General features: G+C 63.4%; 23 protein-coding genes and 1 tRNA gene. 9 read left to right on the forward strand and 15 right to left on the reverse strand.

Going from position 1 to position 20,478, the window contains the following annotated elements; all coding sequences use genetic code 11:
- The coding region (locus tag JQ567_RS23265; protein WP_212440962.1) for a hypothetical protein at positions 1-238 on the forward strand (238 nt) is incomplete at its 5' end.
- A gap of 62 nt (positions 239-300) precedes the next feature.
- Here JQ567_RS23265 and JQ567_RS23270 read toward each other — a convergent pair.
- Genes JQ567_RS23270 through JQ567_RS23280 form a run of 3 tightly spaced genes read right to left on the reverse strand, consistent with a single transcriptional unit; the run spans position 301 to position 2,439 of the window.
- Positions 301-909 (reverse strand): hydrolase, encoded by a 609-nt coding sequence (locus tag JQ567_RS23270; protein ID WP_409363629.1) that lies wholly within the window; start codon positions 907-909, stop codon positions 301-303.
- Between the two features lie 11 nt (positions 910-920).
- Entirely contained in the window at positions 921-1,547 is a 627-nt protein-coding gene (locus JQ567_RS23275) for a DNA-3-methyladenine glycosylase I (protein WP_212440963.1), read from the reverse strand.
- 10 nt (positions 1,548-1,557) lie between these two features.
- Positions 1,558-2,439 (reverse strand): folate-binding protein YgfZ, encoded by an 882-nt coding sequence (locus JQ567_RS23280; protein ID WP_212440964.1) that lies wholly within the window; start codon positions 2,437-2,439, stop codon positions 1,558-1,560.
- Positions 2,440-2,600: 161 nt separating this feature from the next.
- Between JQ567_RS23280 and JQ567_RS23285 the strand changes: the two genes are divergently transcribed.
- Positions 2,601-3,935 carry a dihydroorotase gene (locus JQ567_RS23285; RefSeq protein WP_212440965.1) on the forward strand — a complete coding sequence of 445 codons (1,335 nt, stop codon included), beginning with the start codon at positions 2,601-2,603 and terminating at the stop codon, positions 3,933-3,935.
- 129 nt (positions 3,936-4,064) lie between these two features.
- Here the strand turns inward: JQ567_RS23285 and JQ567_RS23290 are convergent, their stop codons facing one another.
- The 5 genes from JQ567_RS23290 to JQ567_RS23310 form a co-directional block, all read right to left on the reverse strand.
- Positions 4,065-4,331 (reverse strand): hypothetical protein, encoded by a 267-nt coding sequence (locus tag JQ567_RS23290; RefSeq protein ID WP_212440966.1) that lies wholly within the window; start codon positions 4,329-4,331, stop codon positions 4,065-4,067.
- 91 nt (positions 4,332-4,422) lie between these two features.
- Complete coding sequence (locus JQ567_RS23295) at positions 4,423-5,127, reverse strand: HAD family hydrolase (RefSeq protein ID WP_212440967.1); 705 nt, start codon at positions 5,125-5,127, stop codon at positions 4,423-4,425.
- Between the two features lies 1 nt (position 5,128).
- Positions 5,129-5,506, reverse strand: coding sequence for a TIGR02301 family protein (locus tag JQ567_RS23300; RefSeq protein ID WP_212440968.1), 378 nt, complete (start codon positions 5,504-5,506; stop codon positions 5,129-5,131).
- A 54-nt stretch (positions 5,507-5,560) separates the two neighbouring features.
- The gene (locus JQ567_RS23305; RefSeq protein ID WP_212440969.1) at positions 5,561-5,980 is read right to left on the reverse strand and encodes an NUDIX hydrolase; all 420 of its coding nucleotides are present in this window, start codon (positions 5,978-5,980) and stop codon (positions 5,561-5,563) included.
- Positions 5,981-6,090: 110 nt separating this feature from the next.
- Positions 6,091-6,606 (reverse strand): hypothetical protein, encoded by a 516-nt coding sequence (locus tag JQ567_RS23310; RefSeq protein ID WP_212440970.1) that lies wholly within the window; start codon positions 6,604-6,606, stop codon positions 6,091-6,093.
- A gap of 62 nt (positions 6,607-6,668) precedes the next feature.
- Between JQ567_RS23310 and JQ567_RS23315 the strand changes: the two genes are divergently transcribed.
- Positions 6,669-7,427, forward strand: a complete 759-nt coding sequence (locus tag JQ567_RS23315) for an SOS response-associated peptidase (protein ID WP_212440971.1) — start codon at positions 6,669-6,671, stop codon at positions 7,425-7,427.
- A 155-nt stretch (positions 7,428-7,582) separates the two neighbouring features.
- On the opposite strand, the gene JQ567_RS23320 is transcribed toward JQ567_RS23315, so the two are convergent.
- The 4 genes from JQ567_RS23320 to JQ567_RS23335 all read right to left on the reverse strand — a co-directional run bounded on the left by JQ567_RS23320 (position 7,583) and on the right by JQ567_RS23335 (position 11,142).
- Complete coding sequence (locus JQ567_RS23320) at positions 7,583-8,164, reverse strand: GDP-mannose pyrophosphatase (protein ID WP_212440972.1); 582 nt, start codon at positions 8,162-8,164, stop codon at positions 7,583-7,585.
- Between the two features lie 75 nt (positions 8,165-8,239).
- Positions 8,240-8,689, reverse strand: a complete 450-nt coding sequence (locus JQ567_RS23325) for a GNAT family acetyltransferase (RefSeq protein ID WP_212440973.1) — start codon at positions 8,687-8,689, stop codon at positions 8,240-8,242.
- Positions 8,690-8,697: 8 nt separating this feature from the next.
- A complete protein-coding gene (locus tag JQ567_RS23330; protein ID WP_212440974.1) occupies positions 8,698-10,125 on the reverse strand; it encodes an FAD-binding oxidoreductase in 1,428 nt (475 codons plus the stop codon).
- Between the two features lie 24 nt (positions 10,126-10,149).
- Positions 10,150-11,142: an L-threonylcarbamoyladenylate synthase gene (locus JQ567_RS23335; RefSeq protein ID WP_212440975.1), complete on the reverse strand. Its 993-nt coding sequence runs from the start codon at positions 11,140-11,142 to the stop codon at positions 10,150-10,152.
- 68 nt (positions 11,143-11,210) lie between these two features.
- Here JQ567_RS23335 and JQ567_RS23340 point away from each other — a divergent pair.
- Both JQ567_RS23340 and JQ567_RS23345 read left to right on the forward strand, forming a co-directional pair.
- A tRNA-Pro gene (locus tag JQ567_RS23340) sits at positions 11,211-11,287 on the forward strand.
- A gap of 551 nt (positions 11,288-11,838) precedes the next feature.
- Positions 11,839-12,531, forward strand: a complete 693-nt coding sequence (locus JQ567_RS23345) for a DUF2270 domain-containing protein (RefSeq protein WP_212440976.1) — start codon at positions 11,839-11,841, stop codon at positions 12,529-12,531.
- Between the two features lie 128 nt (positions 12,532-12,659).
- Here JQ567_RS23345 and JQ567_RS23350 read toward each other — a convergent pair whose 3' ends face one another.
- Together JQ567_RS23350 and JQ567_RS23355 are read right to left on the reverse strand one after the other, a co-directional pair.
- On the reverse strand, positions 12,660-13,277 hold the full coding sequence (locus JQ567_RS23350) for a PepSY domain-containing protein (RefSeq protein ID WP_212440977.1): 618 nt from the start codon (positions 13,275-13,277) through the stop codon (positions 12,660-12,662).
- 48 nt (positions 13,278-13,325) lie between these two features.
- Positions 13,326-14,498, reverse strand: a complete 1,173-nt coding sequence (locus tag JQ567_RS23355) for a patatin-like phospholipase family protein (protein ID WP_249165660.1) — start codon at positions 14,496-14,498, stop codon at positions 13,326-13,328.
- Between the two features lie 411 nt (positions 14,499-14,909).
- On the opposite strand from JQ567_RS23355, the gene JQ567_RS23360 reads away from it, so the two are divergent.
- From JQ567_RS23360 to dinB, 4 genes are all read left to right on the forward strand, one after another.
- The gene (locus JQ567_RS23360; RefSeq protein WP_312017452.1) at positions 14,910-16,193 is read left to right on the forward strand and encodes a four-carbon acid sugar kinase family protein; all 1,284 of its coding nucleotides are present in this window, start codon (positions 14,910-14,912) and stop codon (positions 16,191-16,193) included.
- Positions 16,190-17,200 carry a 4-hydroxythreonine-4-phosphate dehydrogenase PdxA gene (gene pdxA, locus JQ567_RS23365; protein WP_212440979.1) on the forward strand — a complete coding sequence of 337 codons (1,011 nt, stop codon included), beginning with the start codon at positions 16,190-16,192 and terminating at the stop codon, positions 17,198-17,200. Before JQ567_RS23360 ends, pdxA begins: the two co-directional genes overlap by 4 nt.
- A 128-nt stretch (positions 17,201-17,328) precedes the next feature.
- Entirely contained in the window at positions 17,329-18,528 is a 1,200-nt protein-coding gene (locus JQ567_RS23370) for an adenylate/guanylate cyclase domain-containing protein (RefSeq protein WP_212440980.1), read from the forward strand.
- Positions 18,529-18,637: 109 nt separating this feature from the next.
- Positions 18,638-19,885, forward strand: coding sequence for a DNA polymerase IV (dinB, locus tag JQ567_RS23375; RefSeq protein WP_212440981.1), 1,248 nt, complete (start codon positions 18,638-18,640; stop codon positions 19,883-19,885).
- Positions 19,886-20,052: 167 nt separating this feature from the next.
- Here dinB and JQ567_RS23380 read toward each other — a convergent pair whose 3' ends face one another.
- Positions 20,053-20,427 carry a helix-turn-helix domain-containing protein gene (locus tag JQ567_RS23380; protein ID WP_212440982.1) on the reverse strand — a complete coding sequence of 125 codons (375 nt, stop codon included), beginning with the start codon at positions 20,425-20,427 and terminating at the stop codon, positions 20,053-20,055.
- Positions 20,428-20,478 lie beyond the last annotated feature (51 nt).

Consider the following 20,478-nt stretch of genomic DNA (forward strand, 5'->3'; position numbering starts at 1 on the left):
CTCGTGTGCATTTTGTTTTGTGCAAACCGCACGCGAGACCGCGGGTGCAGCGCGCACCCGGTCTTCCCTGCGCCCTCATTTTCGAGGGCAAGGAGATTTCTGGCAAAGCTCGGGCGCGACGCGCCGCGAGATCGCGAACGCGTATTTAGGACTAGGACACCGTCATTGCGAGCGCAGCGAAACAATCCATCTCGCCGCGCAAAGAAAAGGATGGATTGCTTCGCTTCGCTCGCAATGACGAATGGGCTTTTTGAAATTCGAATCGGAAATGTGCAGCGGCGCTACCGGAATGCGTCGCCCCTACGACGCGACCGCGCCAAACCGCGCCAGAAACTGCTTCTCGGCCTTGGCTGCGGTCCATGGCGTCAGATATTCGCGCACGGTTGGTTCGGGCAGGCCGGGGTCTTTGCCGAACAGACGCTTGGCTTCGGCTTCGGCAAAGCCTGCCAGATGGGTGGCTTCGAGATAGGCCGCGCCGCGGTCGGCGGCCTTGATCGCCTGCGTAATGGCATCCGCCAGTACCGGCGGCAGGCCGAAGCGGATATGGATCGCGGCCAGCAGGCGTTTCTCCACCACCTTGTAATCGCCGCCGATCACAGCCTTGAACGGCGAGATCATGTCGCCGATGACATATTCCGGCGCATCGTGCAGCAATGCGGCGAGCCGGAATTTGAGATCGACGCGCGGCATCTGCTCGCGCAGCACGGCTTCCACCAGCAGCGTGTGCTGCGCCACCGAAAAGATATGCGCACCGCTGGTCTGGCCGTTCCAGCGCGCGACGCGGGCGAGGCCATGGGCGATATCGGCGACCTCGATGTCGAGCGGCGAGGGGTCGAGCAGATCGAGCCGCCGCCCCGACAGCATCCGCTGCCAGGCTCGGGTCGAGACATCGGAAGATTTGCCAGCCATCCTTCTTGTCGTCATTTGGCCTTGAGGCGGGGCTTGCGATGTTGTCCGCTGCAGGTCTCGTGGCAGAAGCACGTGACCAGATGGTCGTTGACCATGCCGGTGGCCTGCATGAAGGCGTAGACGATGGTCGGGCCGACGAACTTGAATCCGCGCGCGCCGAGCTCCTTCGATATTTTGATCGACAACGGCGTCGAGGCCGGCACGCTGGCGGTGGTCTTGAACTGGTTGACCTTCGGCTTGCCGTCGACGAAGTCCCACAGGAATTTCGAGAAGCCCGCGCCTTCTTCCATGATCTTGAGATAGCCCTTGGCGCTGTTGACGGCGCCTTCGATCTTGGCGCGGTTGCGGACGATGCCGGCATCGTTCATCAGCGCGTGGACTTTCTTCTCGCTGTAGCGCGCGATCTTCTCCGGCTGGAAATCGTCGAAGGCTTTGCGAAAGTTCTCGCGCTTGCGCAGGATCGTGATCCAGGAAAGGCCGGCCTGAAAGCCGTCGAGGATCAGCTTTTCATACAGCGCGCGGTCGTCATACTCAGGCACGCCCCATTCGGTGTCGTGATAGGCCATGTAGAACGGATCTTCGCCCGGCCACGGGCAGCGGGTCTTGCCGTCGGCGTGCAGGCGTGCGGAACGGCTCATTGAACTTTGCTCATGCGACGGTCTGCTTCGGCGGCGTGCGCACGTCGTTCGGATCGGTGAGGCGGATCGCAAGCCCGCCGGCCGACAGTGTCAGGCCGGCGTCGAGCGCGTCGGCGACGCGATCGGTCCGCACCAGCGCGATGCCGTGGCCGCCGGCGGTCGATCCCATGGTGCCGACCGGCTTGTCGCCGGCGACGACGGGGATGCCGGCCTCAGGCGAGAAATCTTCCAGCGTGACCCGAACCGCGCGGGTGCGCGCGGTGCCGCGATGCTGCATCCGCGACACCACCTCCTGCCCGACGTAGCAACCTTTTTCGAAATCGACGCCGTGCAGGCGGTCCATATTGGTCTCGTGCGGAAACGCGTCGCTGTACATGAAATCGAGGCCGCCGCGCGGCACGCCCGCGGCGACGCGACGGACCTCATAGGCGGCTTCATCGACGAGCTCGGCGCCGATCAAATCGGCGACCTTCTGCTTGAGCTCTTCGGGAACCAGGATGCGCCAACCCAGCGTTTCATTGCGCGGGTCGGCAAACGAAAGATCAGGCTTCATCGCGGGCTCACCGTCCCACGCCGCGAGCACGCCGAGGCTGTCGGACAGGTTCTCCACCGCGACCTTGGCGCGCAGCTTATAGAAGCCGAGCTTGTCGGTCAGGCCTTTTGCCAGCGGGCGCGGCACATCGATCAGGAACCCACCGCCGTGACCATCAGGGGCCTCCGTGATCAGGAAATCCGCGGTGATCTTGCCCTGCGGCGTCAGCAGCGCACCGAACCGGCCAAGGCCGGGCCGCAGCAGCGTGACGTCGGTCGTGACGAGGCCGTTGAGGAAGTTGCGGGCGTCCTCGCCCGAAACCTTGACCACGCCCCGGTCGGTAAGAAACGCTGCTTTCATGCGCTGAAATGGCCTGTTTTGGAGGTTCTGCTTCGAACTTCTCTGGAAGTTCTCTTCAAGTTCCTGGGGAAACAAAGGTGCCGGATATCACATGGGAACGTAAGGCGCTAAGGTGCCGTCAACAAGCCCGAGAGGCAGCCTAAAGCGGGCATCGAGGACCGATGAATCAGCGATTTGATACCATTCTAAAATCCGGCACCGTGGTCAATCAGGACGGCGAGGGCCTCCGTGACATCGGCATCACCAATGGCCGGATCGCCGCGATCGGCGGGCTTGGGCAGGCGTCCGCCGCCGAGACGATCGACTGCAAGGGCCTGCACATCCTGCCCGGCGTGATCGACACCCAGGTGCATTTCCGCGAGCCGGGCCTGACCCAGAAGGAAGACCTGGAAACAGGATCGCGCAGCGCCGTGATGGGCGGGGTCACCGCGGTGTTCGAAATGCCGAACACCGATCCCCTGACCGTCACCGAGGCGACCTTCAGCGACAAGATCAAGCGCGCCCATCATCGCATGCATTGCGATTTTTCGTTCTTCATCGGCGGCACCCGCGACAATGTCGCCGATCTGCCGGAACTGGAACGCGCGCCGGGCTGCGCCGGCGTCAAGGTGTTCATCGGCTCTTCCACCGGAGCGCTGCTGGTCGAGGACGACGAAAGCCTGCGGCGGATCTTTGCGGTCATCAAGCGCCGCGCCGCCTTCCATGCCGAGGACGAATACCGCCTCAACGAGCGCAAGTCGCTGCGCATCGAAGGCGATCCGCGTTCGCACCCGGTGTGGCGCGACGAGACCGCGGCGCTGATGGCGACGCAGCGGCTGGTCAATATTGCCCGCGAGAGCGGCAAACGGATTCACGTGCTGCACATCTCCACCAAGCAGGAGATCGACTATCTGCGTGACCACAAGGATGTCGCGTCCTGCGAGGCGACGCCGCATCACCTCACATTGGTGGCGCCGGAATGCTACGAGCGGCTCGGCACCCACGCCCAGATGAACCCGCCGGTGCGCTCGGCCGATCACCGCGACCGCATCTGGTACGGCATCGAGCAGGGCATCATCGACGTGCTCGGCTCCGACCACGCGCCGCATACGCTGGAAGAGAAAGCGAAAACCTATCCGGCCTCGCCCTCGGGCATGACGGGTGTGCAGACGCTGGTGCCTGTCATGCTCGACCACGTCAACGCCGGGCGCTTGTCGTTGCAACGTTTCGTCGATCTCAGCAGTGCCGGCCCCGCGCGGCTCTACAACATCGCGACCAAGGGCCGCATCGCCGCGGGCTACGACGCCGACTTCACGGTCGTCGATCTCAAGCGCTCTGAGACCATCACCAACAAATGGGTGGCTTCGAAGGCGGGCTGGACGCCCTATGACGGCATGCGCGTCACCGGCTGGCCGGTCGGCACCTTCGTGCGCGGCAAGCGGGTGATGTGGCAGGGCGAACTGACGACGCCATCGACCGGCGAGCCGGTGCGGTTCCTGGAGACGTTGAGGGTGTAGCATCGGGTGTCGTCACCCGCGAAGGCGGGTGACCCAGTACGCCGCGGTCTATCGGTTCAATCGCTGGCGTCTCTGGAATGCTGGGTCGCCCGGTCAAGCCGGGCGATGACAGCGGAGTGTGCAGATGGATTACTGCCTCGCCAGCGACAGCGAAAATTCGCCATTGCGTACGCGCGCGGGAAGGCCTTCGACGAATTTCGCCACCGCGTCCTCGCCATAGGTCGAGACCAGTTCGGCCAGCGCCGTGAACAGGCTCGCCTGCGCCAGGCAGTCGCCGTCGACGCCATCGTGGCGCGCCTCGGCCCAGGCCTCATGGAGGTAGCTGAGCGCCGCCTGCTTCTGCTCGTGATCGGGAAGCGGGTCGCGGGCGATGGAATAAGACGCAGGATGGCTCATGAAACTCGACAGACGTTGCGCGCGTTCCCCAGCGGAGCGCATCTGATCGCTAAGCTGTAGCATGCGCCGCAGGGCCTGCTAGGCCACATCTTTAAGAAAGGTTAACGCCGCTCCCGGCATTTGATGGGGTCGCGGGTTCCGCGGAAAAATCCTGCGAAATGCAGTCGAGTAGGGCCTGCGGCGTGGCGCAGACATGCAGCGCGCCGGCCCCGATCAATTCGTCCTTGCTGCCATAGCCGTAGAGCACGCCGATTGCCTGCATGCCGTTGTTCTTGGCGCCGATCATGTCGTGGCTGCGGTCGCCGATCATCAGCGTTCTGGCCGGATCGACCGAAGCGGTCTTCAACGCGTATTCCAGGAGATCGGACTTGTCGACACGGGTGCCGTCGAGCTCGGAGCCGAACACATGCTCGAAATGATGGCGCAGCCCGAAATGCTCGACGATGCGTGTCGCGAACACATGCGGCTTGCTGGTGGCGACAAACAACCGGTGGCCGGACTGGCGGAGCTTCGTCAGCACTTCGCTGATCCCGTCATACACGCCGTTCTCGTACAGCCCGACGTCGGAAAACCGCTCGCGGTACAGCGACACGGCGCGGTCGGCGGAATCTTCCGCACCCAGCAGTCTGACAAAACTGGCGCGCAGCGGCGGGCCGATGCACCAGGTCAGTTCGTCTTCGGTCGGGATGCTGTGATGGTCGAGCTTTTGCAGCGCATACTGGATCGAGCGCGTGATGCCGGGCTTGGGGTCCGTCAGCGTGCCGTCGAGGTCGAAATAAACAGCGTCGAGGGGCATGTCAGTTCGCATAGCGCGCGGTGAGATCGCGTGAAATCTTCGAGCCTTCCTCGATGTAGCGGCGAATCGCGATCGAGGCGGCGGGCGTGCAGGTGCGGTAGGTCTGCTGGAAGCCGTTATAGCCGCGGTTGAAGCCGGCGATCATGCGCGCGCGGCGTTCGCCCGAAGGCGTTTCGGCATCGACCAGCGCCTGCATTTCGTTGCGCCATTTCGCGCCTTCATTGTTGCCGCAGATGCCACGCAAATAGTGCAGCGTGCCGAGGATTTCGGCCAGCCGCTGCAAATCGCGGTCGAACGGCGCGGCGCCATCCTGGGCCCGCGCGGGCGCCAGATGGCAGGCCGAGATGAGGATGAGGACGGCGAAAAAGTGCTTGCGCATTTGGGGGTCCAGAACCCGCCCGATATGCCCCCTCAATGCGCCGGTGGCAAGGCGCTAAACCAGCTTCCGTGCCGCTGCTAAGACCTCCAGGAGGCCGCCGGTGAGCCTGAGATCGCCGAGCGCATCGGGGTCAAACCATCCGAAATCGTCGTGCTCGTCGTTCAGGACCGGCTCCCGGGCGGTCCAGCGCGCCGCGAACGACATGATCAGATAATGCCCACCGCCGCCGGTTCCCGGCAGCACTTCGCGCCAGCCGGCCAGCGCCAGAATCTCGATTCGCAAGCCCGTTTCCTCGTCGACCTCGCGATGCAGCGCCGTATGCAGCGATTCGCCGAATTCGACCCGGCCGCCGGGGAACGAATAAAAGCCCTTGCCCGGCGAGCGCGAGCGGCGGACCAGCAGCACCTTGCCGTCGCGAAAGATCGCGCCGCTAACGGCGAGTTGGGGACGGGTGGGCGGGGCTAGGGAATCCAAGGCCTGTTCCGGAAAAGTGGAAGACGGTTTCGGGCCGGATCATGCCCGATCGATGCGGGAAGGTCTAATGCGGGCTACGGATTTGTGCGGATACGGCCGAGCTGAGGCGGCTAGTTCGACATGATGGTTTCGACGTCGGCCTCGGTGGCGCCGTTGATGATACCGCCGGCCAGCGCCACCAGCGGCTTGACCCAGCCGGTGGCCTGCTCGGCGAGCGTGGCGCGGGTCTTGTCCTGGCGGGCTTCGCGCATCGCCGAGCCTACCGCGGTCAGGATCGAGGTCATGGTGTTGGCGACGTTGTCGAACTCGGTGCGAATCTTGGGGTCGGCCAATTCGTAGGCCTCGATCGCGAGATCGCGGGCCTTGAAATTGGAAGCCCAGAAATGCTCGGCGTAGGACAGCGGGGTCCAGGTCAGAAAATCCTCGGCGCATTCCGGCATGTCCGGAACCATCTCGAGCAGCATGATGGCTTCGTTGAAATGATTCAGATAGTCGGTGGCAAGCCCGGTGCGGGGGTTGATGTTTGCGGCGCGCAGAACCGCGGCGCGGGCCTCATCGATGGGGCCCGTGCGTGGCGGCGGTGTCGGGCGATCGGGTCGCGCTGCTGTGGCGGCCGGTAAGCTCATCTGTTCCAGTGTTAACAACTGGGGTTAAAAGGGATTAAACGGACACCCATTCGGGTTAGATTATGTGCGGACGTTTCGTAATTACCTCGCCGCCGGCGGCACTTAGGCAGATTTTCGGCTATGCCGAGCAGCCCAATTTCCCGCCGCGGTACAATATTGCTCCAACCCGGCCGATCCCGGTGGTGATGCTGGAGAATGGCGGCCGGCATTTCCGGTTGATGCGCTGGGGCCTGGTGCCGGCCTGGGTCAAGGACCCGCGCAAGTTCTCGCTGCTGATTAATGCCCGCTCCGAGACGGTGCGGGAAAAGCCCGCCTTCAAGAACGCCATCAAGCGGCGGCGCTGCCTGATTCCCGCCGACGGCTATTACGAATGGCAGGATTCGAGCGGCCGCAAACGGCCGTTCTTCATCCACCGCCGCGACGGCAAGCCGGTCGGCTTTGCCGCATTGGCCGAGACCTGGATGGGGCCGAACGGCGAGGAGGTCGACAGCGTTGCGATCGTCACCGCGCCGGCCAGCCGCGATCTGGCGGCGCTGCATCACCGCGTGCCCGTGACGATCGCCCCCGAGGAGTTCGAGCGCTGGCTCGACGGGCGGACCAATGATGCCGACGACGTCATGGCGTTGTTGACCGGCCCCGCGGAAGGCGAATTCGCCTGGCACGAGATTTCGACGCGGGTCAATCGCGTCGCCAATGACGACGCGCAATTGCTGCTGCCGATCACGGAAGAAGAGCGCGCGGCCGAGGAGCCGAAGCCGAAGAAGGCCGTGCGCAAGGCGGCAGCGGCGCCGGAGGATGAAGGACAGGGGAGCTTGTTTTAACTCCGCGTCGTCCCGGCGAAGGCCTGGCGAAGGCCGGGACCCATAACCCCAGGAAGAAGTTTTGCGAATGGTCTCTGCTACCGAGCCTTCATCGAGAGATCACGCGGTATGGGTCCCGGGTCAAGCCCGGGACGACAGTTGAGGCGAGGCGACACCTACCGAAAAATATTCAGCGCCGCATATTGCAGCAGCATGATCGTCTTGGCATCCGCGATGCGGCCGTCGGCGATCATCGCGAGTGCGGAATCGATCGGCAATTCCAGCACCTCGATGTCCTCGCCTTCGTCGGCTAGGCCGCCGCCGCTGCCGATCCGCATCGAGGCTTCATACTCGGCGACAAAGAAGTGCAGTTTCTCCGTCACCGCGCCCGGGCTCATGAAGGCCTCGAACACCTTCTTGACGTCATGGAGTCGATAGCCGGTTTCCTCTTCGGCCTCGGCGAGGATTCGTTCCTCCGGCGATGCATCGTCGAGCATGCCGGCGGCGGCTTCGATCAGGAGATCGTCATGGCCGTTGACGTAGGCCGGCAAGCGGAACTGCCGCACCAGCACCACGGTACGCAAGGCAAGATTATACGGCAGCAAGGCTGCGGCGTTGCCGCGGTCATAGACTTCGCGGGTTTGCGTCTGCCATTCGCCGTTGCCGCGGCGGTAGTCCAGCGTGATGCTCTTCAACAAGTACCGGGCATGGGAGAGGACACGCTCGTCTTTGATGCGGATGCGGTCGGAGATGGTCATGGTGCCTGCCGTTACATGGCGTTTTCAAGCGAAGTCGGAATCGGTTCGCGCTAGGAAAACGCGTCAAACAAAAGCCTACGGCGTCGGCTCGCGGCCGTCGAGCCATTTGGCAAAGACGATCGTCTGCGCCTCGGCATAGCCGTTCGACTGGTAGAACGCGCCAGCGCGGGCGTTCTCGCGCCGGACCATCAATTGCACCTTGGCCATGCCGGCTGCGCGCAGCCAATCCTCGGCCGCGTTCATGATGACGCGGCCATAGCCGCGGCCGCGGCGTTCCGGATCAGTCGCGACGTAATAGACCCAGCCGCGATGGCCGTCATGGCCGACCATGGCGGTCGCCACGATGGCGCCGCCGTCGCGGCCAATCAGCACGGTCGAATTCGGCCCGCGCCGCGCCAGCGCGATGTCGGATTCCGGATCGTTCCACGGCCGCGTCAATCCGCAGGCCTGCCACAGCGCGACGACGGCGGGGATGTCGGCGTCCGCGATCGGCGCGATGGCGAGTGGCGGAAGCGGCTTTGGCACTGGTGCGTTCACAGCACCTTGCCGGGGTTCATGATCCCGGTGGGATCGAGCATCGCCTTGATGCTGCGCATCAGTTCGATCGCGACTTTGTCTTTCACGTCGGGCAGTTCGTCGCGCTTGAGCACGCCGATGCCGTGCTCGGCCGAAATCGATCCGCCCATCCGCAACACGATCGCGAACACGACCTCGTTGACCTCGTGCCAGCGCGCCAGGAAGTCCGCGGTATTGCCGCCGACCGGCTGGCTGACATTGTAATGGATGTTGCCGTCGCCGAGATGGCCGAACGGCACCGGCCGCGAGCCCGGGATCAACTTCACCACCGCCGCGTTGGCCTCTGCGATGAAATCAGGCACGGCGGCGACCGGCACGGAAATGTCGTGCTTGATCGAGCCGCCTTCCGGCTTCTGCGCCGCCGACATCTCGTCGCGAAGCTTCCAGAACGCCGAGCGCTGGCTGAGGTTCGCCGCGATCACGGCGTCATCGACGATGCCTTCTTCCATGCCCTTGGCCAGGATCGATTCCAGTGCGTCGCGGGCATCATCGCGTGAGGATGACAATTCCATCAGCACGTACCAGGGGTGCTTGCACTCCAGGGGATCGCGGATGTCGATGCCGTGACGGATGCTGAAATCCACGGCGATGTCGGCCAGCAGTTCAAAGCTGGTCAGGCTGCCGGCCGCCTCGTTCTGCGAGATCGACAGCAGCTTCAGCGCCTGCGCCGGCGATTGCAGGCCGACATAGGCGGTCTCGATCGCACGCGGGTTTGGGAACAGTTTTAGCGTCGCCGCCGTGATGATGCCGAGCGTGCCTTCGGCGCCGATGAAGAGATTGCGCAGATCGTAGCCGGTATTGTCCTTTTTCAGCTTCGACAGCGAGTTCAGGATCCGCCCGTCGGCCAGGACCACTTCCAGGCCGAGCGCCATCTCGCGCGCCACGCCGTAGGCGAGCGCAGCCGTGCCGCCCGCGTTGGTCGAGAGATTGCCGCCGATGGTGCAGCTTCCTTCGGCGCCGAGCGACAGCGGAAACAGCCGGTCGACGTCGCGGGCGCGCTGCTGGGCGACCTGCAGCACCACCCCGGCCTCGCAGGTCATGGTGTTGGAGGCGGCATCGACCTCGCGGATTTTATCGAGCCGCCGCAGCGAGACGACGACCTCGCCATTATGCGGCGTCTGGCCGCCGACCAGCCCGGTATTGCCGCCCTGCGGCACCAACGCGATTTTATGCGCGGTGGCGAGTTTACAGATTTCGGACACTTCCGCGGTCGATCCCGGCCGCAACACCAGCGGCGAGCGCCCATGAAACAGATCGCGCTCCTCGGTGACGTAGGGCGCGATATCGGCAGCATCCGTCACCGCATATTTGTCGCCGACGATCGCGCGGAATTTCGCGATCAGTTCGGGCGGAATCTGTGGCGCGGCAGGCTGGACGATATTCATGGTCTGGTTTCACTCCCGTCCGATTCACTCCCGCCCGACTGCGGCGCGGCGCAGCCGGTCGTTGATGGCTTCGCCCAGTCCATCGTTGGGAATGGGCATCACGGCGATGGTTTGCGCCGCCTTGCTGTCGAGCGCGCGAAGATAGCCGAACAGATTGGCGGCGGCCTCGCTGAGATCGCCGCGTACGGACAGATTCATCACCGCGGCGGCGGCGTCAATTCCCGAAACTGCATCGCTGCCGAACGCCAGCAGCGCCTCGCCGGGCTCGATCTGAATTGCACCGAGCCGTACACGTGTTCTCGGAGCATAATGCGACGCCAGCATGCCCGGCGCCAGCGGCTGGGCGCTGTCGCTCTCGGCGTCCGCAGGCGGTTGCTCGAGCGCACGGCCCAGCACGCGCTCGATGTCGGCGCGCGGCAGGCCTCCCGGGCGCAGCAGCATCGGTTCGTCGAAAATCCCGACAATGGTCGATTCGACGCCGACCGCGACCGCGCCGCCATCGACGATCAGGTCGATCCGGCCCTCCAGATCGCTTTGCACATGGGCGGCCGTCGTCGGCGAGACGTGCCCGGACAGATTGGCCGACGGCGCCACCACCGGCCGGCCGAAGACGCGCAGGATGTCGCGCGCCACAGGGTGTGCCGGTATCCGAATCGCGACGGTCTCGAGCCCTGCGGTGGCGAGGTCGGCGACCGCGCACTGTTCGGTCTTCGGCAGCACCAGCGTCAGCGGCCCCGGCCAGAACGCCTCGGCCAGCCGCAAGGCGGCCGCGTCAAAACGGCCGATTTCGCGCGCCGCGGCGAGATCGCCGACATGGGCGATCAGCGGATTGAAGGCCGGCCGGCCCTTGGCTTGGTAAAGCCGGGCGATTGCGGCCGCGTTGGTGGCATCGGCGCCCAGCCCATAAACGGTCTCGGTCGGGAACGCGACCAGCCCGCCTTCGCGCAAACAACGCGCTGCAGAGGCCACCGCGGCCTCGCTGGGGGGCAAAACCGACGTTTTCAGGCTTGTATTCACAGGGATTAATTCCTCAAATCGGTGCCTTGCGGTGACCGAAACCGGCAGCTATAAGCCGCGTTCTTAGTCGGAGTGTGGCTCAGCCCGGTAGAGCACTGCGTTCGGGACGCAGGGGTCGCAGGTTCGAATCCTGCCACTCCGACCATTAAATCAATGGCTTGCGCGACCTTCTCGCGGCCTCTTATTGACCAAAAATCCCGGTTTTGCACGCAAAATGCACGCAGCATTTTCGGGGCGCACGAGACGGTCTTTATCACGCACCCGATGGTGCAGGAGAAGGCCGTCAGGAGCACGTTGAGCCCGGGCACCCGCGCGACGTTCTGCGAGCGTATGGCGAATCAACGTTGCGTTGATGCGGTCCTCGAGACCGGCCCTCTTCACCAGATGCGTCATCGTCAATGATGAAGCCGTCATCGAATCGCTCGCCGGTGCTACTGAGGTTCGATCCTGGCTTCCGTGACGGCCGCTGCCCAGCGCTCCGCTTGGGCATTCACAAACGCCGCGAAGGGTTCGGTCGTGTCACCCTGCGGCTCGAAACCGAAGTCGAGGATTCTGGCCTGCACGTCCGGCAAGCGAAGCGTACGATGCGGTCGATCTCGATCGCGAGCTTATCGATGATAGGCATCGGTGCCTGACACGCTGCTGGCCGTTGTTGCCGGCCGATCGCCGTGATGAATTCGAAACAGGGAGATGAAAATGCAGGAACCGGAAGGACGCGAAATCGGTCGCATCTATTTTCCCTCATCTCCCAGCGAATTCATAACTGCATTCGCTCATTTCCATCGGGCCGAGATTGCCCGCATGGCCGGATGGCGAGATCGCATCGACCGGACCACCAATTGGGCCATTACGCTGGTCGCCGCGATGCTCTCGGTCTCGCTTTCGACGTCGAATGCGCACCACAGCGTGCTGATGTTTGCGATGGTGCTGGCATTCTTCCTGCTGATGATTGAGTCGCGGCGCTACCGCTTCTTCGACGTCTATCGGTCTCGCGTGCGCCGGCTGGAGCGCAATTACTACGCCAAGCTGTTTGATCCCGGCGTGAAAGCGGAGGAGGACTGGCAGCGCATCATGGCTGCCGATCTCTTGGCGCCGACATTCGTGATGTCGATGGCAGAGGCCGTGTCGCGAAGGTTGCGACGCAACTACATCTGGATATTCCTGATCCTGCTGGGCGCATGGGCGCTCAAAGTGACCTTTCCCTCCTTCAGCGGCGAGGTCCCGCCGGCTCTCACCTTCCACGATTGGGTCAGGAATGCCGGCGTGGGTCCGGTTTCCGGCTGGATCATATCGGCGGTCATGCTGGCTTTTTACGGCTGGATCGTCATCGCTGCATTGAGGACGCGCGGCCGTCAGGGCGAACTCGCGCATGGCGATGCTCATGTGTGAGGCGTGCAGGCATGTCTTTCGAACTTGGAGGTGGGACTGCAAGCAACGAATCGATGTCAGCGAACTTTTTCTACGCGACCTTCACGCAGCGGCGGAATCGAATTGGTATTCGCCGTGGTGTGATTGAATCATCGCGATCCGTGGCGGGCGTTCGATCCCCGGCCTCTTGCTTGCGGAGGTTCGAGAACGACCTGCTTCAGATCGCTGCCGCCGCTCACCACGACGATGACGAAATTGAGTTTGCCATTGTCGTCCATCAGGCTTCCGCCAATGGCTCGTCCCGACGCTACTTGTTCCGCGATGATGACGGCGTCCGACAGCTCTTGCCGGACGGTCCGCAGTGCCATGACGTTGTTCCTGTCGTCCGGATTGAGGTCCTTCAGGTGCGACACTGTTTCCGCGCCGATCGTGTCGCCGGTTTTTGCATCGATCGCATGTTCCCAGACACGGTTATCCTGGACTGTCTTCACGCGATAAACCGGGGAGCCCGACGCGCCATCGAAGCTGATATCCGCGGTTCTCGAGCCGGCGTGCCGCTTTTCAGCGATTCCCATCGCCTGGCGCAGCGATAGCTGTGCCGCACGGAATGCCTCGAGCTCGCGGCTCACCGCCTCCTGGTGGATGCGATCGTCCTCTGCGCCTTCCTCCTGAGCTGCCTGCGTGGCCGATAACGGGGGTATCGCAAATGGTGGAGCAAGCGCGAGGAGGGAGAGAAGGATGACCGCAAATCGTTGCTTGTTTGACATCGGCTGCTTTCGTTGTTTGCACGTGCCGGATTGAAAGTCGGGCGATTATCAATTGCCGCTGGCGAGATGCCGCCTGGTTGAGACGCCGGACATCGGCGCAGGTTCCAGTTCGTCTGGCGGAGGGGATACCGACCAGACACGGTTGCCGCGCGCCCTGTCGTAACCGTACTGGAACAGCGCGCGCATATAGGCGGTGTCGAAGCCGGAGGTCGGCGAAGCCGGCTGATCGCCTTCGATGTAAGTCAGGTTGAATCCGAACTTGTTGCGGCGGGCGAAGATATAGGTGCTGTACAGAATCGAGCGGGTCTGGATTTTCGTCATCGTCGACGACGACCGCGCGGCGATTTCGACAGTGGCATTCCGAACCAGCTTGAATTCACGCTCGACCTTGTTGTTGATCAGGATGTAGAGCTGCAGATTGTCCAGCTTGCCCGGCTTGGCATCGTGCAGCAGGTAGGCCTCCGGCAGCGTCAGGACAGGCGCGGTCACGCCGCCATCGACGTGCATCTCCTCGAAACGCTTGCCGTTGGCTTCCGCGCTCACCAGCATCGGCGGAAACACGACGGGCAGGCTCGCCGATGCGGCGACGACGTCCCGGAACAGGTTCAATGCTGCGGGCGTGCGGAGCGAGGCGATGCGTCCCATGTCCCAGATCGCGGTGCGCTGCGAATCGAGATTGGTCGTGACGACGAGCAGTCGCCGCCCCTTGGCGTGTTCGGCTGCGACCGACGCGACGAAGTCGGCATCGATATATTTGGCCACCAGTTCGCGCAGCCGGGCGTTGCCGAACAGGCCCGCCCCGAAGATGGCATTGAACGGGTTCGGTGCGTCGAGAAGGCTCTCGGCGATGCCGCTGGTGTAGAGCTCACGCAAGGTCGCGTCATGGCCGGGACCGAGAAACGCGAATGGCGCGATGAGCGCGCCGGTGCTGACACCCGACACGATCGAGAACGAGGGACGGCTGCCGGTCTCGGTCCAGCCGATAAGCACACCGGCGCCATAGGCGCCGTCGGCCCCGCCACCGGATAACGCAAGGTAGGTGCGGGGTCCGCGCAGCATGGCCTGTGCGGGATATTGCCGGAATGTGGCGGCGGGCTCGTCGGCGTAGCGGCGCAAATCCGTCAGATCGAGGACGCGCGCGGAGGATGCCTCCGCAACACTGTGCGGCGTCCTCGGCAGCGACGAACATCCGGCGGTGAGAAGGCTGAGCGCTGAAACCATGGCCAAGGCTACGGATGTCCGAAGACCGATGCAGTTCATGACATTTCCGGATTGGAAGTGAGCGCTCAGGGGCAACCCGCCGCGTATCGGGAGTCGCTTCGCCATTCGGCCCATCGGGATGCGGCGACCATTCGCTCCGTCAGGCGCCGGCGATTGCTGGACGGCGGCGGCTCTCGCCGCTCCGGCCTGGACCGGATTCCGTCACACGCATCCGGACGCACCGCCGGAAAAAGGGCCGTTTTGACGCCATAAGACACATCCGAACCAATCAAGTGAGTAATCACTTACTAAAGTTGGCTGACTGAAAAGTCAATAGCGGATCATGTATACGGTATCAAAATACCTTAACGGATTGGTGAAAGGATTCAGCCTGCGCACTGCAGCAGACGGCAAATAGGGTAGGGTCTGGGAGTGACCAAGCATATCACCGACCGCGCAAGGATGGCCCGTCACTGGCTGATCCTTGCAGACGATCTGACCGGAGCCGCCGACTGCGCCATTGCGTTCGGCAGGATGGGGCGTGAGGCGGTCGTGACGTGGGGTGACGCCACAAAGCCGTCGCATCGCCAGGCAGCTGTTTGGGCTCATGACGTCGCAAGCCGCGGCCTTTCGTCCGAAGCCGCGGTGGCGCGCCATCTCGGCGTGCTGGCGCGCTTGCCGATGTCCGAACGTGCGCTGTTCAAGAAGATCGATTCAACGTTGCGAGGACAGCCCGCGGCGGAACTGGCCGCGACGCTTGCCCATCTGAAGTCAGGGGCCGAGCGGATATTTGGCGTGCTGGCACCAGCCTTTCCGGCAACCGGCCGCACCACCGTCGATGGCCGGGTCCTCGTTCACGGCGCGGCCTTGGAAGAAACCGAGCTGTGGCGGCGCGATCACACCTATCCAAATGCCGATCTCGTCGACATTCTCGCGGCCGCCGGAATTTGCAGCGAGAAGGTCACGCTTGCCGCTGTGCGTGGGGGCGATCTCGGAGCCAGGTTCGCAACGATGGCGGATCGGTCGGCCACCGTGGTTGCCATCTGTGACGCCGAGACCGAGAATGATCTGGCCCTGATCGCGGAGGCGGGGCTGCATGCATCGCCTGCGAGCGTCTTCATCGGCAGCGCGGGTCTTGCGCATGCGCTGGCGAATCTGGAGGGACGTGGCGGCAGCGAAGCGCTGCGTATTCCCGCCAGCAAGTTCGGAACGCTCACCGTCGTCGGTTCGCTCGCCGCTGCCTCCCGTGTCGCGGCACGCCGCTTGAGGGAGACGGGAACCGCCGCATATTTTCCGGTCGAATTGAAAGCCCTGGCTGGAAATGATGTCGATCGCGCGGAACTTGCTTCCGGAGTGATGGCGCGTCTCGCTGATGGTGGCGATGCTCTCGTCGAGATATCGCTGAACGATTCTCCAAACATGTCGGTAGGGCCGCTTCTGGCCCACAATCTCGCGACAGCGCTGCAAGTCGCCGCGCCCGTGATCGGTGCGATTGCGGCAACGGGCGGCGAAACCGCGGCAGCGCTCTTGTCGGGCCTTGGCGTCAACGCTATCCGTCTTGCCGACGAGATCGAACCCGGCGTGTCGCTCGGCCTCACGCTGGGCCCGCTGTCCGTTCCTGTCGTCACCAAGGCGGGCGCATTCGGCGACGAGGATAGTCTTGTACGCATCAACGAGCGCCTTCACGCCGTTCGAACCAGAGGAAGTTTTGCATGAGCCGCCCGACGATTGCGATCACGATGGGCGATCCCGCCGGCATCGGGCCCGAAGTGATCATGAAGGCGCTGGCCCAGGAGGCGACGCGGGCGATCTGCAATCCGCTCGTGATCGGCGACGCCAACCGGCTGCGCAAGGCAGGCCGGCTTGTCGGCGCGTCGGTTGCGGTCGATGCACTCGGCGATGCCAAGCAGGCGGACTTTGCCGCAAGCGCCGTGCAATGCCTGGACCTGAAACTGGTGCCGGACGATTTGCCGTTCGGCCAGGTGTCGGCAGCAGCAGGTGAGGTCGCCTATCGCTGCATCGAAAAGGCCGTCGAGGTGGTGCAGGCAGGCGGCGCGCAGGCGATCTGCACTGCGCCGCTGTCGAAGGAAGCTCTTCACGCAGCCGGCCACAAATTTCCGGGTCACACCGAATTGCTGGCGCATCTCACCGGAACGCCCGAAGTCTCGATGATGCTGGTGTCATCGAAGCTCCGCGTCATCCACGTCACCACGCATATCGGTCTACTCGATGCGATCGAGAAGATCGAGCCCGGCCTCGTCGAACGCGTGATCTCGCGCGGACACGGCGTACTGGTACGCGCCGGCATCGCCAATCCAAGAATTGGTGTTTGTGCGATCAATCCGCATGCCGGCGAAAACGGGTTGTTCGGCCGCGGCGAGGAAGCGGCGAAGATCGCGCCCGCGATTGACGCCTGCCAGCGCCGTGGCTGGGATGTACGCGGCCCGCTGCCGGCGGACACGCTGTTCTTCCTGGCTGGCCGCGGCGATTACGACATGGTGGTTGCCATGTACCACGATCAGGGTCACGGCCCCATCAAGGTACTCGGGCTGGAAGCGGGTGTTAACATCACGGTCGGCCTGCCCATGATCCGGACCTCGGTCGATCACGGCACGGCTTTCGACATTGCGGGCAAGGGTATCGCGGATGAGCGCAGCCTGATCGAGGCGCTGCGGCAGGCGGCCGATCTGGCGCCGGACGCGGATCTCCGCGATCGTGTGTGACTAAGTATGGGTGTTTAATCCGGCGCTCCTGATCGCGCAGGCAAATTGCGGAGGCTCCATTGACGTCGTCGAGCGGGGACACGACATATCCCCGCACTGTCGATCCACGTCACCGCTCAGGAGAAAATATGGACGCGCCGCCTAATATCGATCCCGTCACAGCGCATCCTGACGGTGACGTCGTGCACTGGCTGACCAACGGCACGCGCGATCAGCGCTTCATCGACAATATTTTCGGTGAGCTTTGTGTCCGGCTCCAGCAAGCCGGCATTCCCGTCAAACGGGCGTCGCTTCATATCCTGATCCACCATCCGCAATGGCTTGGCGCCCGGATCAGGTGGGAAGACGGGATGCGCGAGGCCGAGATTGCGAGAGTGGACTACGATGTTCAGGAGCGATCCGAATATATCGGCAGTCCTGCCAACGAAATCCATGACGGTGTCACCGAGGTACGCGAAAATCTCGAGCGCGATCCCTCGCTGGGCCGCAAGCACGCCGTCTATGACGAGATGCGGGCGAAAGGCCTGACCGACTATGTGGCGTGGCCGCTCTATCATACGCTCGGCAAGCGGCACATCGTGACCTTCGCAACCGACCGGTCCGGCGGTTTCGACGCCGCGCATATCGCAGGCCTGTTGAAACTGTTGCCGGTGCTGGCGCTGGTCAGCGAAATCCGGGTCAAGAACCGGCTGGCGCGTACGCTACTGGAAACCTATGTCGGATCGCATGCCGGCGAGCTCATTCTGGCGGGCGCCACCAGGCGCGGAACCGGGACCACGGTACGCGCCGCCATCATGATCTGCGACTTGCGTGATTTCACCCGGATCTCCGACAACTGGCCGCGCGATGACGTCATTGATCTCCTGAACGGCTATTTCGACGCGATGTCGGAGCCGATCGCGCGGCATGGCGGCGAAATACTGAAATTCATCGGCGACGGTCTGCTCGCCATTTTTCCGCTCAGCCAGCCCTCGGCCTGTGCAAATCTGCTGCATGCCGTGACTGAGGCCCGTCAGGCCATGACGGCGCTGAACGAAAAGAACAGCGAAACCGGCCGTGCGCCGCTGAACTACGGCATCGGCGTCCACGTCGGCGACGTCATGTACGGCAATATCGGGTCGCGCAGCCGGCTCGACTTCACGGTTATCGGTCCGGCGGTCAACATGGCTTCGCGTCTTGAAGCCCTCACCAAACAATTAGGGAAAACGGTGCTGCTGTCCCGCGCGTTCGCCGACTCTGTCGAAGGCGATTTCGATCTCGAGCGCGTCGGTGAACATCCGGTGCGCGGCTTCAATGACCCGATCGAGCTGTTTGCGTATCACGGCTGAATGCCCGATCTACGCCCGCGCGTCTCCGATCGCTTGACACAAGGCGTTCTTGTTCTCATTATGTTCTCTCTGCGAGAACCTCGTCGAAACGTCATGGGCGAACGGTCGGATGGCAACGACAGCCACCATCCTCCATGCGGACCTGGATGCTTTCTATGCCTCGGTAGAGCAGCTGCTTGATCCATCGCTGCGCGGCAAACCCATTGCCGTCGGTGGTGGGGTTGTGCTTGCCGCGTCTTACGAAGCCAAGGCCTTCGGTGTCCGCGGCGGCATGCCCGGACGGCAAGCGTGCGAACTCTGTCCGCACCTCATTTTTGTCAGCGGGCATTTCAGGGAATACCAACGGCTGGGCGATGCCGCCATCAAGGTGATCGGCGATTTCACGCCCCTCGTCGAGCGGATCTCCATCGACGAGGCCTTTGCCGACGTCGCGGGCTGCACCCATCTGTTCGGTCCGCCTGCCGAAATCGCGATGGCCATCCGCCAACGCGTGCGCGCGGAGCTTGGCCTTCCGATCTCGGTCGGTGTCGCGCGCACCAAGCATCTGGCGAAAATTGCTTCGCAAGTGGCCAAACCCGATGGGCTCGTCGTTGTCGATCCCGATACGGAGCTCAGATTCCTTCACCACCTGCCGGTCGAGCTGATGTGGGGCGTGGGTCCGGCGACGCGGACACGGCTGGCCGAAATCGGCGTGCTCACGATCGGGCAACTGGCAGCGACACCGGGATGTTCGCTCAAGCGGGTGCTTGGTTCCGCGGCAGGGACGAAACTCGCGTCGCTGGCGTGGAATCGTGATCCACGGGAAATCAAGACTCACCGCCGGGCTCGATCGGCAGGAGCGCAATCGGCGCTTGGCAGGAAACCCGCCGAAGAGCGGGTTGTTCGATCCACCTTGCTTCACCTTGCTGACCGAATCGGCAGCCGGCTGCGCGCCAAGTCCAGGCCTGGGCGGACCGTGACGGTCCGCGTTCGCTTCGCCAATCTGAACTCAGTCACGCGTTCGGTCACGCTCGACGCGCCGGTCTCCGCGACCCTGATTCTGGCCGAGGTCGCCGAGGAGCTGGTGCGCGCTGTCCTCGCCGATCATCCTCACGAGAAAACCATTTCGCTCCTGGCGATTTCCGTATCGCATCTTGGAGAGCAGCGGGATGTGGAGCTCGAGCTCCCGCTCGGACTTGACGATGAAGCACGCCGCCCCGGCACCAAAAGAGGCATGGCACGTGGGGCGGCTGACCATGCGGTCGATAAAATCCGCGATCGCTTCGGATGGGATTCGATCGGCTACGGATCGGTGGCGCTGGGCGTCTCTTCTTCCGTTCCCGACGCGTTTCGCAAACTCGCCGAAAAGGACCTGTGAACTTCCTCCTCAATACGAAAGCGTTGCCGGGAGCGATCCAGCGACAGATCGAACTAGAGCGTTTTCCAGCGAAGTGGATACCGGTTCGCGTCAAGAAAACGCGTCAAAACAAGAATCTAGAGCTCCGTTCCGATTCCATCGGAACGGAAAAGGCTCTAGTCGCGCGCTTAAAGCCCGGTTCGCGCTTTCCAGCTCTTGCCTGATTTCGGGTCGTAGCGCCCCCCACCGAGGTGCTCGTGGCCCCAATTCATGATCTGCAGCAGGACGGGCTCCAGGCGCTTTCCTTCGTCGGTCAGCTGATAGGCGTATCGGACAGGGTTTTGCTGGTAGGGCTCGCGTTTCACCAGGCCCCATTCCGCAAGCCGCTTGAGCCGTTCGGAGAGAATGTTGGACGGGACGCGTTCAGCGCTGTCCTGCAGCGCCTGAAAGGTCTGCTTGCCGTGCCACATCAGGTCACGAACGATGAGCAGGGTCCACTTGTCGCCCACGACTTCCAGCGCACGCGCGATGGAGCATGTCGATCGGAAGTCATGTTTTGCCATGGCGAACGTGCCCGCTTTTCCAGCACCGAACCTGCCCGGAACGGTGTCCCT

The sequence above is a fragment of the Bradyrhizobium sp. AUGA SZCCT0431 genome (assembly GCF_018131065.1).
Lineage (GTDB): Bacteria > Pseudomonadota > Alphaproteobacteria > Rhizobiales > Xanthobacteraceae > Bradyrhizobium.

Excerpts from the sequence above, each read along its gene's own strand:
- pdxA (WP_212440979.1), top strand. The coding sequence starts at position 16,190 with ATGAGCCGCCCGACGATTGCGATCACGATGGGCGATCCCGCCGGCATC.
- JQ567_RS23300 (WP_212440968.1), bottom strand. The coding sequence starts at position 5,506 with ATGCGCAAGCACTTTTTCGCCGTCCTCATCCTCATCTCGGCCTGCCAT.
- JQ567_RS23330 (WP_212440974.1), bottom strand. The coding sequence starts at position 10,125 with ATGAATATCGTCCAGCCTGCCGCGCCACAGATTCCGCCCGAACTGATC.
- JQ567_RS23270 (WP_409363629.1), bottom strand. The coding sequence starts at position 909 with ATGGCTGGCAAATCTTCCGATGTCTCGACCCGAGCCTGGCAGCGGATG.
- JQ567_RS23320 (WP_212440972.1), bottom strand. The coding sequence starts at position 8,164 with ATGACCATCTCCGACCGCATCCGCATCAAAGACGAGCGTGTCCTCTCC.
- JQ567_RS23350 (WP_212440977.1), bottom strand. The coding sequence starts at position 13,277 with ATGTCAAACAAGCAACGATTTGCGGTCATCCTTCTCTCCCTCCTCGCG.
- JQ567_RS23370 (WP_212440980.1), top strand. The coding sequence starts at position 17,329 with ATGGACGCGCCGCCTAATATCGATCCCGTCACAGCGCATCCTGACGGT.
- JQ567_RS23315 (WP_212440971.1), top strand. The coding sequence starts at position 6,669 with ATGTGCGGACGTTTCGTAATTACCTCGCCGCCGGCGGCACTTAGGCAG.
- JQ567_RS23285 (WP_212440965.1), top strand. The coding sequence starts at position 2,601 with ATGAATCAGCGATTTGATACCATTCTAAAATCCGGCACCGTGGTCAAT.
- dinB (WP_212440981.1), top strand. The coding sequence starts at position 18,638 with ATGGCAACGACAGCCACCATCCTCCATGCGGACCTGGATGCTTTCTAT.
- JQ567_RS23310 (WP_212440970.1), bottom strand. The coding sequence starts at position 6,606 with ATGAGCTTACCGGCCGCCACAGCAGCGCGACCCGATCGCCCGACACCG.
- JQ567_RS23280 (WP_212440964.1), bottom strand. The coding sequence starts at position 2,439 with ATGAAAGCAGCGTTTCTTACCGACCGGGGCGTGGTCAAGGTTTCGGGC.
- JQ567_RS23355 (WP_249165660.1), bottom strand. The coding sequence starts at position 14,498 with ATGGTTTCAGCGCTCAGCCTTCTCACCGCCGGATGTTCGTCGCTGCCG.
- JQ567_RS23380 (WP_212440982.1), bottom strand. The coding sequence starts at position 20,427 with ATGGCAAAACATGACTTCCGATCGACATGCTCCATCGCGCGTGCGCTG.
- JQ567_RS23345 (WP_212440976.1), top strand. The coding sequence starts at position 11,839 with ATGCAGGAACCGGAAGGACGCGAAATCGGTCGCATCTATTTTCCCTCA.
- JQ567_RS23275 (WP_212440963.1), bottom strand. The coding sequence starts at position 1,547 with ATGAGCCGTTCCGCACGCCTGCACGCCGACGGCAAGACCCGCTGCCCG.
- JQ567_RS23290 (WP_212440966.1), bottom strand. The coding sequence starts at position 4,331 with ATGAGCCATCCTGCGTCTTATTCCATCGCCCGCGACCCGCTTCCCGAT.
- JQ567_RS23295 (WP_212440967.1), bottom strand. The coding sequence starts at position 5,127 with ATGCCCCTCGACGCTGTTTATTTCGACCTCGACGGCACGCTGACGGAC.